General features: G+C 43.8%; 15 protein-coding genes. 12 read left to right on the plus strand and 3 right to left on the minus strand.

What is annotated here, in order from left to right; translation table 11 throughout:
* Positions 1 to 34: 34 nt before the first annotated feature.
* From OCU38_RS11950 to trmH, 6 genes are all read left to right on the plus strand, one after another.
* On the plus strand, positions 35 to 877 hold the full coding sequence (locus tag OCU38_RS11950; RefSeq protein ID WP_261823215.1) for an MBL fold metallo-hydrolase: 843 nt from the start codon (positions 35 to 37) through the stop codon (positions 875 to 877).
* Between the two features lie 36 nt (positions 878 to 913).
* Positions 914 to 2047 (plus strand): Lcl C-terminal domain-containing protein, encoded by a 1134-nt coding sequence (locus OCU38_RS11955; RefSeq protein WP_261823216.1) that lies wholly within the window; start codon positions 914 to 916, stop codon positions 2045 to 2047.
* Positions 2048 to 2242: 195 nt separating this feature from the next.
* Positions 2243 to 2866, plus strand: coding sequence for a guanylate kinase (gene gmk / locus OCU38_RS11960; protein ID WP_152822257.1), 624 nt, complete (start codon positions 2243 to 2245; stop codon positions 2864 to 2866).
* A gap of 58 nt (positions 2867 to 2924) precedes the next feature.
* Complete coding sequence (gene rpoZ / locus OCU38_RS11965) at positions 2925 to 3197, plus strand: DNA-directed RNA polymerase subunit omega (protein WP_017027279.1); 273 nt, start codon at positions 2925 to 2927, stop codon at positions 3195 to 3197.
* A 36-nt stretch (positions 3198 to 3233) separates the two neighbouring features.
* Positions 3234 to 5354, plus strand: a complete 2121-nt coding sequence (spoT, locus tag OCU38_RS11970; RefSeq protein ID WP_152822255.1) for a bifunctional GTP diphosphokinase/guanosine-3',5'-bis pyrophosphate 3'-pyrophosphohydrolase — start codon at positions 3234 to 3236, stop codon at positions 5352 to 5354.
* 2 nt (positions 5355 to 5356) lie between these two features.
* On the plus strand, positions 5357 to 6043 hold the full coding sequence (gene trmH / locus OCU38_RS11975; protein WP_261823217.1) for a tRNA (guanosine(18)-2'-O)-methyltransferase TrmH: 687 nt from the start codon (positions 5357 to 5359) through the stop codon (positions 6041 to 6043).
* Between the two features lie 40 nt (positions 6044 to 6083).
* On the opposite strand, the gene radC is transcribed toward trmH, so the two are convergent.
* Positions 6084 to 6758, minus strand: a complete 675-nt coding sequence (radC, locus tag OCU38_RS11980) for a RadC family protein (protein ID WP_261823218.1) — start codon at positions 6756 to 6758, stop codon at positions 6084 to 6086.
* A 176-nt stretch (positions 6759 to 6934) separates the two neighbouring features.
* Here radC and coaBC point away from each other — a divergent pair, with 176 nt between their 5' ends.
* From coaBC to lpxL (OCU38_RS12005), 5 genes are all read left to right on the plus strand, one after another.
* On the plus strand, positions 6935 to 8137 hold the full coding sequence (coaBC, locus tag OCU38_RS11985) for a bifunctional phosphopantothenoylcysteine decarboxylase/phosphopantothenate--cysteine ligase CoaBC (protein WP_261824287.1): 1203 nt from the start codon (positions 6935 to 6937) through the stop codon (positions 8135 to 8137).
* 10 nt (positions 8138 to 8147) lie between these two features.
* Entirely contained in the window at positions 8148 to 8603 is a 456-nt protein-coding gene (dut, locus tag OCU38_RS11990; protein ID WP_152822249.1) for a dUTP diphosphatase, read from the plus strand.
* Between the two features lie 50 nt (positions 8604 to 8653).
* Positions 8654 to 9244 carry a nucleoid occlusion factor SlmA gene (gene slmA, locus OCU38_RS11995; RefSeq protein ID WP_023404601.1) on the plus strand — a complete coding sequence of 197 codons (591 nt, stop codon included), beginning with the start codon at positions 8654 to 8656 and terminating at the stop codon, positions 9242 to 9244.
* Between the two features lie 15 nt (positions 9245 to 9259).
* Complete coding sequence (lpxL, locus tag OCU38_RS12000) at positions 9260 to 10204, plus strand: LpxL/LpxP family Kdo(2)-lipid IV(A) lauroyl/palmitoleoyl acyltransferase (protein ID WP_261823219.1); 945 nt, start codon at positions 9260 to 9262, stop codon at positions 10202 to 10204.
* Between the two features lie 178 nt (positions 10205 to 10382).
* On the plus strand, positions 10383 to 11327 hold the full coding sequence (gene lpxL / locus OCU38_RS12005) for an LpxL/LpxP family Kdo(2)-lipid IV(A) lauroyl/palmitoleoyl acyltransferase (protein WP_261823220.1): 945 nt from the start codon (positions 10383 to 10385) through the stop codon (positions 11325 to 11327).
* Between the two features lie 135 nt (positions 11328 to 11462).
* Here lpxL (OCU38_RS12005) and hemE read toward each other — a convergent pair whose 3' ends face one another.
* Positions 11463 to 12527 (minus strand): uroporphyrinogen decarboxylase, encoded by a 1065-nt coding sequence (gene hemE, locus OCU38_RS12010; RefSeq protein ID WP_021714669.1) that lies wholly within the window; start codon positions 12525 to 12527, stop codon positions 11463 to 11465.
* Positions 12528 to 12641: 114 nt separating this feature from the next.
* Positions 12642 to 13436, minus strand: coding sequence for an NAD(+) diphosphatase (gene nudC / locus OCU38_RS12015; RefSeq protein ID WP_261823221.1), 795 nt, complete (start codon positions 13434 to 13436; stop codon positions 12642 to 12644).
* 171 nt (positions 13437 to 13607) lie between these two features.
* Here nudC and rsd point away from each other — a divergent pair, with 171 nt between their 5' ends.
* Positions 13608 to 14099 (plus strand): sigma D regulator, encoded by a 492-nt coding sequence (gene rsd, locus OCU38_RS12020; RefSeq protein ID WP_261823222.1) that lies wholly within the window; start codon positions 13608 to 13610, stop codon positions 14097 to 14099.
* Positions 14100 to 14131: the final 32 nt, after the last annotated feature.

Consider the following 14131-nt stretch of genomic DNA (forward strand, 5'->3'; position numbering starts at 1 on the left):
TTTTGCCAGCGTACCTTATGTGCAAGCATCGACAATGAACACTACCATTATTGGTTCGGGGTCTCCTGACTACAATCCAGAGCGGGTCAGTGCCGGGGTGCTCATCACTCAAGGTGACACTAAAATTTTGGTGGATATGGGAGATGGTGTTAACCGTAATCTCAATAAGCTTGGCGTTAATACTCGTAAGCTAGATGCATTGCTTTTTACTCATCATCATTTAGACCACAATGCGGATTTTTCGGTATTGCTTAGCCGAGTATTACTCGGGCGAGGGGAAACTCTGATTGCAGGTCCAAAGCAGACCAAAGCTTATGTCGATAGCAATCTAAGCCTATATGCGGAAGACCTAAACTATCGCCTTGGTAAAACCAATCGCACATTAAAACAACGAGAAAAACACCTTACGGTCAATGAACTAAAAGGCAGTGATTCTTTTACGTTTAATGGCATAAAAATATCCACCCTTTCGGTACCTCATACCATAGAAACCCTAGCCTTTCGCTTTGACTATAAAGACCAGTCAGTCGTGATCAGTGGCGACCTAAGCTCAGGCCCTGGGTTTGCAGAATTTGCCAAAGATGCAAACTGCCTAATTATGGATTCTGGCGGCATGATCATGAACAACGGTAAGAATAAAAAAGCCCCGAAAAGAACATCGGGTAAATCAAAAACTCACGCGCATTTAAACATCAGAGAGTCGAGCCAAATCGCCGCTCAAGCCAATGTCGATAAACTTGTATATACCCACTTTAAACGTGGTGAGATAAATGAAAAAGCCAGCTTAGAGATCATCAATAGGAAATACCAAGGTGAAGTCATTTTTAGCACTGACCTTATGCCTTTAGATTGCGCCAATACAGCGCAAAAGAAATAGAAGCTCATAATAAAAATTTAAGCAATAAGGATTCTTATGTCTTACCTACTTCGAAATATCGCCGTTACCATAACCTGTTGTTCTGCAATGCTATCTGTTGCCAACGCTAGCACATCTAACTATCCCGTAGTATCGATAGAACAAGGGCAATATCAGAATAATAATGACAATACCATCACCGATAAAACCACTGGTTTAATGTGGCAAAAAGACTATCAAGTGATGAGCTTTGACGAAGCGATAAAATACGCTAAATCAGCGAAGATCGGCGGGCATAACGACTGGCGCGTGCCGAATATCAAAGAGCTGTATTCATTAATTTTATTTACCGGCGTTGATGCCAGCAATCGCGATATGTATAAGGTTCCTAATGGTTCAAAACCTTTCATTGATACTGACGTATTTGATTTTGCCTACGGCACCAATGGCAAGCGCGTGATTGATTCACAATACCTGTCGACCTCTATTTACTCGGGTAAAGTGATGGGTAAAGACAAAGCCGTATTTGGGGTTAACTTTGCTGATGGGCGTATTAAAGGATACCCATTAGTGCAACCGCGCACTAAAAAAGACAACCAATTTACTGTGCGCTTAGTGCGAGGCAACACTGATTACAGCAAAAATCATTTTACAGATAACAATAACGGCACCATTAGCGATTCAGCCACTCAGTTGATGTGGTCGAAACAAGACAGCCAAATGGGATTGGATTGGGATGATGCTAAACAATGGGTCGCGAAGCTAAATAAAGACCAATATTTAGGTCATAACGATTGGCGTCTACCTAATATTAAAGAGCTACAAACCATTGTAGATTATAGCCGATCCCCTAAAGCAACGGGCTCAGCCGCCATTGACCCAGTATTCGCTATCTCCACCATCAAAGATGAACAAGGAAATGACAATTATCCTGCTTTTTGGAGTAGCACCACTCACCAAAAAACCGGTCGTAAAGCTCAATCACAAGCGGCGTACTTTTGCTTTGGTGAGTGTCTTGGGTACATGAAGCGACCAAAATCTAGCCAAAGAAAATTGCTCGATGTGCATGGCGCAGGTGCCCAACGAGCTGAACCCAAACAAGGCGATGCTAAAGATTATCCAAACGGTTTTGGCCCGCAAGGCGACGTCATCCGCATCAAAAACTACGTTCGAGCTGTCCGCAACATCTAATCGCAGTTGCGGGGTCAGGTCTTGAAATTTGCAGGCTAGATTTTATCTAGCCTGCAAATTTCAAGACCTGACCCCCTATATCCTAACGAATTTCCATGCTATCCTTCGCAACCATTTTTCTAGGGTTATGTCTACATCAATCCTAGTGCTATCATGCGCAATAACATTGTTAATCACTATCTCGGAGCTCTACGAATGGGAAAAGGCACCCTTTATATCGTTTCTGCACCTAGCGGAGCGGGAAAATCTAGCCTGATATCAGCTATGCTGGAAAAAAATCCGGTATACGCAATGAAGGTTTCTGTGTCTCATACTACGCGTACTATGCGCCCGGGTGAGGAAGATGGCATTCATTATCATTTTGTAGAGCGAAATGAATTTGAAACCTTAATCGAAGATGGTGTTTTCTTAGAACACGCTGAAGTCTTTGGCAATTACTATGGTACATCTCGCATTTGGATTGAAGAAAATCTAAAACGCGGCATTGATGTATTCTTAGATATTGATTGGCAAGGTGCGCGTCAGATTCGCAAGCAAATGCCACACGCGAAGAGCGTTTTCATCCTGCCACCATCAAATGGTGAGTTGGAGCGTCGCCTAAATGTGCGTGGTCAAGATAGCTCAGAAATTATCGCCAAACGAATGAGTGAGGCGAAATCAGAAATGTCACACTATGATGAATATGACTACATCATAGTTAATGATGATTTTGACGCTGCTTTGATGGATTTTAGGGCTATTCTGCGAGCAGAACGCCTTAAACAAGACAAACAAACAGCAAAATACAGTGGAATGCTATCAGCTTTACTAGCAGAGTAATCTAGAAAGCTGTATAATTTCCCGTCATTTAAAATGTAATTTAGTAATTGGAGTCCTCATGGCACGCGTAACTGTACAAGATGCTGTTGAAAAAGTTGGTAACCGTTTCGACCTTGTTCTAATTTCTGCTCGTCGCGCACGTCAAATGCAAACTGGCGGCAAAGATGCCCTAGTGCCAGAAGAGAACGATAAGCAAACAGTAATCGCTCTTCGTGAAATCGAAGAAGGTTTGATTACTAAGGAAATCTTGGACGCTAAAGATCGTCAAGAACAACAAGAGCAGGAAGCAGCAGAACTAGCAGCCGTAAGCAGCATCGCTCACACTCGCTAATCTGCACAACATTTCGTAACCTTTTAGGCCCGTAATTTGTATCTATTTGATAGCCTTAAAGATGTTGCCAAAGAATATCTATCAGAGCCTCAAATTGAGGCTCTACGACATTCTTACTCGGTAGCAAAAGATGCCCACGAAGGGCAGACTCGCTCTAGCGGTGAACCTTACATCATCCACCCAGTGGCTGTTGCAAGAATCCTCGCTGAAATGCGCCTTGATCTTGAAACCCTACAAGCTGCTCTACTTCATGATGTCATTGAAGATACAGAAGTCACCAAAGAAGAACTTGAAAACCTCTTTGGCACTGCTGTTGCTGAGTTAGTGGATGGCGTTTCTAAACTCGACAAGCTGAAATTCCGAGACCGTAAAGAAGCCCAAGCGGAAAACTTCCGTAAAATGGTGCTGGCTATGGTTCAGGATATTCGCGTTATCTTGATTAAACTCTCTGACCGTACGCACAACATGCGCACTCTGGGAGCACTTCGTCCTGATAAACGTCGTCGCATTGCTCGAGAAACTCTAGAGATCTACTCACCTCTTGCTCACCGTCTGGGTATCCACAACATTAAAACTGAGCTCGAAGAGCTTGGCTTTGAAGCCCTCTATCCAAACCGTTATCGCGTATTGAAAGAAGTGGTGAAAACCGCTCGTGGTAACCGTAAAGAGATGATCCAACGTATCCACTCAGAAATTGAGGGACGTATGGAAGAGTGCGGAATCAAGTTTAGGGTTCTAGGTCGCGAGAAAAACCTCTATTCCATCTACAACAAAATGAAGACCAAAGAACAGCGTTTCCATACCATTATGGATATTTACGCGTTCCGAGTCATCGTTGATGATGTAGATACTTGCTATCGCGTATTAGGACAAGCACACAGCTTGTACAAACCACGCCCGGGCAAGATGAAAGACTATATTGCGGTACCAAAAGCCAATGGCTATCAGTCACTGCACACCTCTATGGTTGGCCCACATGGTGTTCCTGTTGAAGTACAAATTCGTACTGAAGATATGGATCAAATGGCTGACAAGGGTGTCGCGGCACATTGGTCTTATAAGAGCAACGGTCAACGCTCTGGTACAACAGCGCAAGTCAAAGCACAGCGCTGGATGCAAAGTTTACTTGAGCTACAACAAAGCGCAGGTAACTCATTCGAATTTATCGAAAACGTTAAATCCGATCTGTTCCCTGACGAAATCTACGTATTTACACCAAAAGGTCGTATCGTAGAGCTTCCTGTTGGCGCAACTGCGGTCGATTTTGCCTACGCGGTACATACTGATGTCGGTAATACCTGTGTCGGTACTCGTGTTGACAGAAATCCATATCCTTTAAGTAAAGCTCTGAAGAGTGGGCAAACCATAGAAATCATTAGTGCGCCGGGTGCCAGACCTAACGCCGCTTGGTTGAACTATGTGGTCACTTCACGCGCGCGCACTAAGATCCGTCAAGTTCTTAAAACCATGCGCCGAGAAGACTCTGTCGCCTTGGGGCGCAGACTGCTTAATCACGCTTTGGGTCGTCACTCGATTGAAACCATTTACCCAGAAAACGTCACTCAAGTCCTTAGCGATCTTAAACTAGATAGCGTTGACGATATGTTAGCGGCTATTGGCCTTGGTGAGCTAATGAGTATTATCGCGGCACGTCGATTGCTTGGTGATGCAGACTCTCTCACAGAGACCAGTTCTGTAGAGCCTCGTTCAGAGAAAAAACTCTCAATCAAAGGTGCTGACGGTATTCTTCTGACTTACGCAAACTGTTGTCACCCAATTCCTGGGGATCACATTTTAGCGCACGTCTCTCCAGGTAGAGGTCTAGTTATTCATAGAGAAGCTTGTCCAAACATCCGTGGTTATCAGAAAGAACCTGATAAATACATGGCGGTTGAATGGGCTGACAGCCACGAGCAAGAGTTTATCACCGCTCTGCAAATTGATATGCAAAACACCCAAGGTGCACTAGCAGGATTAACCAATGTTATTTCTCGCACTGGGTCAAATATCCACGGCATCTCAACAGAAGAAAAAGACGGCCGTTTATATATGGTCACTCTCTCTTTAACAACCAAGAACAGGGTTGACCTTGCGGGCATCATGAAGAAGATTCGTGTAATGCCACAGGTATTAAGAGTCCGTCGTCGCCGCAGGTAAAAATGAGTCCAGAGCGTTATCAAAAAATCGTTGCTGTTCTAAATTCACGTCAGGTTGATCTGACTCTTTGTTTAGAGCAAGTCCACAAGCCTAATAACGTATCTGCAGTGGTTCGCACTGCAGATGCGGCAGGTTTGCACAAAATTCATGCGGTATGGCCGGATGAAAAAATGCAAACCTTAGGTCATACCTCAGCAGGTGCAAGAAACTGGGTGGAAGTTGAAACTCACCGTAGCACTGAAGAGGCTTATCAGAGTTTAAAAGCGCAAGGTATGCAAATACTGGTCACTAACCTCTCTGATAGCGCGGTCGATTTTCGAGAAGTGGATTACACCAAGCCCACAGCCATTGTATTAGGTGGTGAGAAACACGGCACCAGTGATATTGCGATAGAAATGGCCGACCAAGATATTGTCATTCCTATGGTAGGAATGGTGCAATCTCTAAACGTTTCTGTGGCTAGTGCTTTAATTTTGTTTGAAGCGCAGCGTCAGCGTCACAACAAAGATATGTACAACAACCCACCACTAAAACTGCCAGAGCAAGTGATTCACAAAACACTTTTTGAGCGCGGTCATCCGGTATTGGCAAAAGTGGCTAAACGTAAAAACTTACCATATCCACCCTTAGATGATGCCGGGCAAATTATTGCTGACGCTAGTTGGTGGGCAGAGATGCAACGTAAGTAATTGCTTACATCCACTCTACTGCACCAAGCATAGTAACTACTTACATCCAGCCTCGTTCAGCAAACGACACCACTTCACCATCGCCAACCACAAAGTGATCTAATATTCGAATATCCACCAGCGCTAATGCATCGATAAGGCGTCGAGTAATGCGCCGGTCAGCTTGGCTAGGTTCTGCCACTCCAGAGGGGTGATTGTGAGCTAAAATAATCGCGCAAGCATTGTGCTGTAATGAACGTTTCACTACTTCTCTAGGGTAGACATTAGCGGCATCGATAGTCCCTTCAAACAGCGACTCATGGTCAATAACCCGATGCTGATTATCTAAAAACAGCACGTAAAACACTTCCCTTTGTTTATCTCGTAATAGACTCAATAAAAATAACTTGGTCTGCTGAGGGCTGGTTAAGGCATCGCCTTTCTCTAAAGTCTCGGCTAAATAGCGTTGCGTCATCTCTATAAACGCTTGCAATTGCACGTATTTTGCCTGCCCTAATCCCTTATGCTGACAAAATAGCTCTTCCGGCGCGGTTAACAAATGGCGCAATGAACCAAACGATTTCAATAGGTAGTCAGCCAACTCTAAAACATTCATTCCTTGGCAACCGGTACGCAAAAAAATTGCCAACAATTCGGCATCGGTTAACGAGTCCGGCCCTTGATTTATGAGTTTTTCTCGGGGAAGAGATTCCTTAGGCAAATCTTTTAATGTCATCCCTACTCCTTGCTGATCATCTGCAAAAATGTAGTATTGACGCAGAATGAACATACTGACCTATATAAAGTACAAATTTGGCATCTAAGTCGCAGCCCATCCGTCTACTTGTCAAACTCTAACTCCAGTACAATATATGGTATGGTTACCTTATTAATTTAATTGAGAAAATGAGCATGCAACCTCTTGAAGGTAAAAAAATAGTTCTCGGTATCAGTGGTGGTATCGCGGCGTATAAATGTGCTGAATTGACTCGACGCTTATCTGAACGAGGCGCTCAAGTCAAAGTTGTAATGACGAAAGCAGCTAAGGAATTTATTACCCCACTAACCATGCAAGCAGTATCAGGACATCCTGTAGCTGAAAGCTTATTAGACCCCGCAGCAGAAGCCTCTATGGGGCATATCGAAATCGCCAAATGGGCCGATCTGGTGCTACTTGCTCCCGCAACTGCCGACCTTATCGCACGTATGGCAGCGGGTATGGGTAACGACCTTTTAAGTACCTTTGTGCTTGCCACTGACGCGCCTGTTGCTGTGTCTCCGGCAATGAATCAGCAAATGTACAGCAACCTTGCGACTCAAGAGAATATCGCCACTTTACGCCGTCGTGGAATGTTAATTTGGGGCCCAGCCTCTGGTGAGCAAGCGTGTGGCGATGTCGGCGCAGGCCGAATGTTAGAACCCATGCAGTTAGTTGATTTATGCATTACTCATTTTCAACCAAAAATTCTGCAAGGTAAAAAAATTGCCATCACCGCAGGCCCAACCCAAGAAGCTATTGACCCAGTTCGATTCATCTCAAACCATAGCTCTGGGAAAATGGGCTTTGCTTTAGCTGAACAAGCGGCAAAGCTAGGCGCTGAAGTCACACTAATTAGTGGCCCTGTTAACTTACCTACGCCAAGCAATGTCAAACGCATTGATGTGTTAAGTGCTCAGCAAATGCATCAAGCCGCGGTTCAACACGCTACTGAGCACGATATTTTTATCGGTTGCGCAGCCGTTGCTGATTACCGCGCGGCAGAAGTAGCTGAACAGAAAATGAAAAAAGTCGCCGGCACAGATGAGTTGATGATCCGCATGGTAAAAAACCCAGATATTATTGCCACCGTAGCAAGCTTGCCTGAAAACAGACCTTTTACTGTTGGTTTTGCTGCCGAAACACAAGATGTAGAAAAGTACGCGATGGATAAGCTTGCGAGAAAAAATCTAGATCTAATCTGTGCAAACGATGTTTCGCAAACTGGTATTGGCTTTAATTCTAACGATAATGTCCTCAGCCTTTACTGGGCGAACGGACAGCAACACTTCTCTCTAGCCAGTAAGCAAATACTGGCTAAAGGCATCTTAGAACAAATTAATGAACTCACCCAATAAGCATAACGTCATGAAAGAAATTGATTTAAAAATCCTAGATTCACGTATTGGTAAGCAATTCCCATTACCTCAGTATGCGACAGAAGGCTCTGCTGGCTTAGATCTTCGAGCTTGCCTAGATGAAGCATTAATTGTCACCCCAGGACAAACCCACTTAGTACCAACCGGTCTTGCGATCCACATTGGAGATACTGGCTTAGCCGCTACGATTCTTCCTCGCTCAGGTCTTGGACATAAGCACGGTATTGTATTGGGTAACCTAGTCGGTCTTATTGACTCTGACTACCAAGGACAGTTGATGGTTTCTGTGTGGAATCGTGGACAAGATACCTTCACTATTGAGCCGGGCGACCGTATTGCACAATTAGTGTTTGTGCCTGTAGTACAAGCTAAGTTCAACCTTGTGGATGATTTTAATGCCTCAGAACGAGGTGAAGGTGGTTTTGGTCACTCCGGTAAAAACTAACTGAAACCAATTTCTACAGCCAAAGAACAAACAAAAAAAGGACGTAATAAATGACAGGCAAACGTAGTTCAAATCGTCGTGACGAGATTTTGCAAGCTCTTGCTTTGATGCTGGAATCCAGTGATGGAACGTCCAGAATTACTACGGCTAAATTAGCTCAACAAGTGGGTGTCTCAGAGGCCGCTCTTTATCGCCACTTCCCTAGTAAAGCCCGCATGTTTGAAGGCTTGATTGAGTTTATTGAGCAATCCGTTCTCTCTCGCATCAACCAAATTATGGATCAAGAAAAAGATACCATGGTTCGTTTGCATGAAGTGCTTCGCTTTATTTTGTTATTTACAGAGCATAACAAAGGGCTTTCTCGCATCCTTTCAGGTCATGCACTAATGTTTGAGAATGAGCGACTTAGAGATCGTATCAATCAACTATTTAGCAAAATTGAAAGTCAGATAAAGCAGATTTTACGTGAGCGAGTGCTTCGCGAAGGTAAAGGTTTTGCCACTGATGAGAAAGTACTGGCATCAATTGTACTAAGCTATGTAGAGGGTCGCTTAAACCGTTTTGTTCGTAGTGACTTTGTTATCAAACCATCCGCTGATTTTGATGAATATTGGAGCATGCTAAATCAGCAACTTGCTTAATCTGTTGGAAAGAATATGGATAAATATGCCCCACCTAAGTTTTCAATCAAACTGCTGCATCCAAGATATTGGGTAGTTTGGTTTAGTTTTGGTGTTCTTGCTTTATTTGTAAACCTAATGCCTTATTTTGTCTTGCTCAAGACAGGCCACGGGTTAGGTAAATTAGGCATGAAACTGGCAAAGAGCCGAGTGAAAGTGGCTAAACGCAATTTAGAGCTCGCCTTTCCAGAAAAATCCGCTGAAGAGATCACCCCTTTAGTAGAAGAAAACATAAAAAATACTGGTCTTGCCTTTATGGAAATGGGCATGACTTGGTTTTGGCCTACGTGGCGTCTAAAACGTCATATCCGTACCGTAAACTTGCAGCAAGCAATTGATTTTGAAAATGAAGGTAAAGGCGTTCTGCTCTGCCACCCTCATACTCTTAATCTAGAAATTAGCGCTAGAGCTTTTGCCGCACTCGGTTATCCCGGCAGTGGTGTTTATCGCCCGAATAATAATCCGGCTTATGATTTGGTGCAGTACTGGGGTCGAACCCATAATGGCAACAAGCTGATCGATCGTAAAAATGTAAAAGAGATGATTCGCACCCTCAAACGTGGCGAACGCCTATTTTACTTAGGAGACCATGATTACGGTCGCAACAAGTCCGTGTTTGTGCCTTTCTTTGCGGTGCAAGATGCTTGTACGACTACTGGAGCTAACCTGCTGTTTAATGCCACTGATTGTGCCATGATTCCAGTGACAGGTTTCCGCTATGAAAAGGGGCAATATGAGCTAAATCTTGCTGACTCCATCCACCAGCAATTTCCAAAAGGTGATGCAAAAGCGGGAGCAATTTTGATGAATAAGGCTTATGAAGAAGTTATATTGCGCAAAGTTGATCAGTGGATGTGGGTGCATAAGCGTTACAAAACCATGCAAGATGAAAGCGTACCTAGAGGTATTCGCTACAAATAGTGGCATTTAGGTAATATATTCCACAATACTTATACGGTTACATATCCTAAAAGTGTTAAGCTAGATTTTACTATCACGATATAAGAGGCTCTTAAGAAAGAGCCTCTTATATTCTCGGTCATTTCGTGACCTACTCGCTAGTCTAATCAGCTTGCATCTCACCTCTATTTAGGATCCTATGAGTAAATACGATAGCCCCACGTTTAGCATGAAATTGCTACATCCAATGTACTGGGGAGTTTGGTTCGGTTTTGGGTTATTGGCCTTAGTGGTGAATGTACTGCCATTTGCTCTGTTGCTTCCTCTAGGACGAACTTTAGGTCGAATGGCAATGCCATTTGCTAAAAGCCGCGTAAAAGTCGCTAAACGAAACCTGCAGTTAGCCTTTCCTGATATGCCTCAAAGTGAAATTGACCGCATTGTTATCGAAAACTTCAAAAACACTGGCTTTGCTCTATTTGAAACAGGCATTACCTGGTTTTGGCCCACTTGGCGACTGAAACGACACATTAAAGTGCATAATGCCGAAGCGATTATCGAGTACGCAAAACAGAAAAAAGGAGTGTTGGTTTGTCACCCCCACGCTCTTAACTTAGAAGTCAGTGCGCGTGCTTTTGCTGTTTTGGGCTACCCCGGTCATGGCGTATATCGTCCTCATTCTAATCCTGCTTATAACTTAATCCAGTATTGGGGACGCACTCATAACGGCAACAAGGTGATTGATCGTAAGAATTTAAAAGAGATGATTCGTACCTTAAAAACCGGCGAACGTCTTTTTTACTTAGGCGATCATGACTATGGCCGTAAAAAGGCAGTATTTGTGCCCTTCTTTGCGGTAAAAGAGGCTTGTACAGTAACCGGTGCCAATATCCTTGCCAGAGCTACAGATTGCGCGATAATTCCCATGACAGGCTATCGTGACAGCGATGGGAAGTGGGAGTTGTACTTTGATGACCCTATCCACGAAAACTTCCCTATGGACGATGTAGAAGCTGGTGCAGCCTACATGAACAAAGCGATAGAAGTGACCATTTTACGCAAACTAGAACAATGGATGTGGCTGCATAAACGCTTTAAGACGCCTAAAGATGAAAGCCAAGCAAGAGGGCTTTTATACAAATAAGCCTTGTTGTGGGTTGTGGCTATTGTTGTCGCTAGCCATTGCTTGAAAAATCATTCGTTATTCACAAGCGATAGAAACAAAAAGGGTCGGAACCTGCTTTTGCACGTTCCGACCCTTATTTTATTCTAGTGATTTTTATTTGTGATACGGCTTAGATAAATCGTGTACCGCTTCAACAAAGACACCCGCATTTTCAGGTGGCACATCTAAGTGAATACCGTGGCCAAGGTTAAATACATGACCAGTGCCTTCACCAAATCCTTCAAGAATAGTACCCACTTCCTGACGAATTCGCTCTGGCTGAGCGTATAAGATAGATGGGTCCATATTGCCTTGCAGGGCAACTTTATCACCGATACGTTTCTTCGCATCCGCAATATTAATCGTCCAATCTAGCCCAACCGCGTCACAACCTGTCGCGGCAATTGACTCTAACCACATTCCGCCATTTTTAGTAAATAACGTCACTGGAACACGGCGACCTTCATTCTCACGAATAAGACCATCGACAATTTTATGCATGTAACGCAGTGAGAACTCATTGTAATCACGAGGAGTTAGAACACCGCCCCACGTATCAAACACCATCACTGATTGTGCACCCGCTTTGATTTGTGCGTTTAGATACTCAATGACACTATCCGCTAACTTATCTAGCAATAGGTGCAGTGTCGCAGGCTCTGCATACATCATTTTCTTGATCTTAGTGAACGCTTTTGAGCTTCCACCTTCAACCATATAAGTCGCCAGAGTCCAAGGGCTACCAGAGAAACCGATAAGCGGCACTTCACCTTGTAGATCTTTGCGAATTTGTCGAACTGCATTCATTACGTATTGCAGTTCACCCTCAGGATCAGGCAGACCAATCTTGTCGACATCAGCCTTACAAGTAATTGGACGCTCAAACTTCGGGCCTTCCCCTGTTTCAAAATACAAACCCAAGCCCATTGCATCAGGAATGGTCAAAATATCTGAAAACAGAATCGCCGCATCCAAAGGAAATCGACGTAGAGGTTGTAATGTTACTTCTGAAGCCAACTCGGCATTCTTGCACAGGGACATGAAATCACCAGCAACTGATCTTGTTGCTCGATATTCTGGCAGGTAACGACCTGCTTGACGCATCATCCATACTGGCGTGTAATCAACCGGCTGCTTCAATAAAGCTCGCAGGTAACGATCATTTTTTAGTTCAGTCATTTCTAGGCCTTACTTAGTCCCTAACTACGAAAGCGTTATGTTACCACTTTTAACTTATGAGCAGTAATTAAGGATTGCGCTGTTGATCAAGTTATACGTACTAAAATCTGAAGGTTAGCCATTGTCATGCGCTATCGCATTTACGGTTGCTTCGATAAGTGCTCGGGCAATTGTGCCACTCGGCGCCACCTCAGGTAAGTTATCGTAATCACACCACTTAGCATCACTGAGCTCATTGTAATCCGGCTTAATTTCACCACTTTGATAGTCGGCGATAAAGCCCATCATCATACTGCTTGGAAACGCCCACGGCTGACTGCCAAAATATTGAATATTTTGTACATCAATACCGGTTTCTTCTTTCACTTCACGCGCCACGCATTGCTCTAACGTTTCGCCAACTTCCAGAAAGCCTGCAATCACGGTATACATGTTGCCTTTGTGTCTTGGATGTTGTGCCAACAGGATTTGTTGATCTTTACGCACTGCAACGATAATGCATGGGAAAATACGTGGATAATGAAGAGTACGGCATTGCTGACACTGCATAGCCAGTTGGTTGTGATTGAGACTATTTCTACCGCCACAGCATCCACAAAAACGTTTGGTTTGTGTCATATGCCCATATTGCACCGCTTTACTCACCAATAGGAACAAGGGCTCTGGTAGGTCTAGTAGCGCACGCAGTGATACCATTGGCAATTCAGTTTCGATATCACAATCATTTAGCCAATAGACAGGATGCCCTGCATAAGTGCCTATATTTATTGCACCATCAATGGCTTGTTCTAGGCCATGACCCAGTGACTGCGCACTGCCAAAAGGCACCTGCGCATCTTGTATCCAGACATCACTACCATTGACCACCAGCCAATAAGCTGTCATTTGATGTTTACTTTTTTTTAACATCTCATCATCTCTTTACTTGCAGTTCTACCATTTTACTGGCAATCTAAATCTATACCAGTCGCACAATGAATTGATTGAAAGCTATTGGTGTAAAACATAATTTCGCTATTAATATGGAACCCTCTCGTTGTATTCGAGAGCTTTACCTGACCGGTAAAGGATCATGAGGACATGGTCATGCTAAAGAAATTCAGACAAGTACAAGAAGAATGGGGTGGCTCAAGTGAGGTCATTGACCATTGGCTAGAAACACGACAAGCGTTACTAGTAAGATACGTAAAACTGGCCGCATTACAGCCGGCTTCAGTTGCGTCCAATGTCGTCACTCTGCCATCTAAAGAAGAACTTCACGAGTTTTCTCAACATCTCGTCGATTACATATCAGAAGGTCACTTTAAGATCTATGACATGGTAATGGATAAGTGGAGCTCAACGGGCTTTCAGTCCACTGAGGAAATTAGCCACACCTACGCTAAGATTGTACTCACTACCGAACCTTTGCTGAGCTTCACGGATAAATACGCCGAAATTAGTGATGACAACCTACATGACTTTGAAAGTGACATGTCTAAGGTTGGTGAAGTGCTAGAACTTAGGTTTGAAGTAGAAGACCTGTTAATCAAATTAATTGCAGATAGCCTGGCGATCCCACCCGGCGCTTAGCACTTAAAGCATTGCCTTTATAAAGCCTAGGA

This window comes from Vibrio neonatus, from assembly GCF_024346975.1.
GTDB lineage: Bacteria > Pseudomonadota > Gammaproteobacteria > Enterobacterales > Vibrionaceae > Vibrio > Vibrio neonatus.

Excerpts from the sequence above, each read along its gene's own strand:
- radC (WP_261823218.1), bottom strand. The coding sequence starts at position 6,758 with ATGACATTAAAAGATTTGCCTAAGGAATCTCTTCCCCGAGAAAAACTC.
- dut (WP_152822249.1), top strand. The coding sequence starts at position 8,148 with ATGAAAGAAATTGATTTAAAAATCCTAGATTCACGTATTGGTAAGCAA.
- OCU38_RS11955 (WP_261823216.1), top strand. The coding sequence starts at position 914 with ATGTCTTACCTACTTCGAAATATCGCCGTTACCATAACCTGTTGTTCT.
- coaBC (WP_261824287.1), top strand. The coding sequence starts at position 6,935 with ATGCAACCTCTTGAAGGTAAAAAAATAGTTCTCGGTATCAGTGGTGGT.
- nudC (WP_261823221.1), bottom strand. The coding sequence starts at position 13,436 with ATGTTAAAAAAAAGTAAACATCAAATGACAGCTTATTGGCTGGTGGTC.
- slmA (WP_023404601.1), top strand. The coding sequence starts at position 8,654 with ATGACAGGCAAACGTAGTTCAAATCGTCGTGACGAGATTTTGCAAGCT.
- trmH (WP_261823217.1), top strand. The coding sequence starts at position 5,357 with ATGAGTCCAGAGCGTTATCAAAAAATCGTTGCTGTTCTAAATTCACGT.
- gmk (WP_152822257.1), top strand. The coding sequence starts at position 2,243 with ATGGGAAAAGGCACCCTTTATATCGTTTCTGCACCTAGCGGAGCGGGA.
- hemE (WP_021714669.1), bottom strand. The coding sequence starts at position 12,527 with ATGACTGAACTAAAAAATGATCGTTACCTGCGAGCTTTATTGAAGCAG.
- lpxL (WP_261823220.1), top strand. The coding sequence starts at position 10,383 with ATGAGTAAATACGATAGCCCCACGTTTAGCATGAAATTGCTACATCCA.
- lpxL (WP_261823219.1), top strand. The coding sequence starts at position 9,260 with ATGGATAAATATGCCCCACCTAAGTTTTCAATCAAACTGCTGCATCCA.
- rsd (WP_261823222.1), top strand. The coding sequence starts at position 13,608 with ATGGTCATGCTAAAGAAATTCAGACAAGTACAAGAAGAATGGGGTGGC.
- OCU38_RS11950 (WP_261823215.1), top strand. The coding sequence starts at position 35 with ATGAACACTACCATTATTGGTTCGGGGTCTCCTGACTACAATCCAGAG.
- rpoZ (WP_017027279.1), top strand. The coding sequence starts at position 2,925 with ATGGCACGCGTAACTGTACAAGATGCTGTTGAAAAAGTTGGTAACCGT.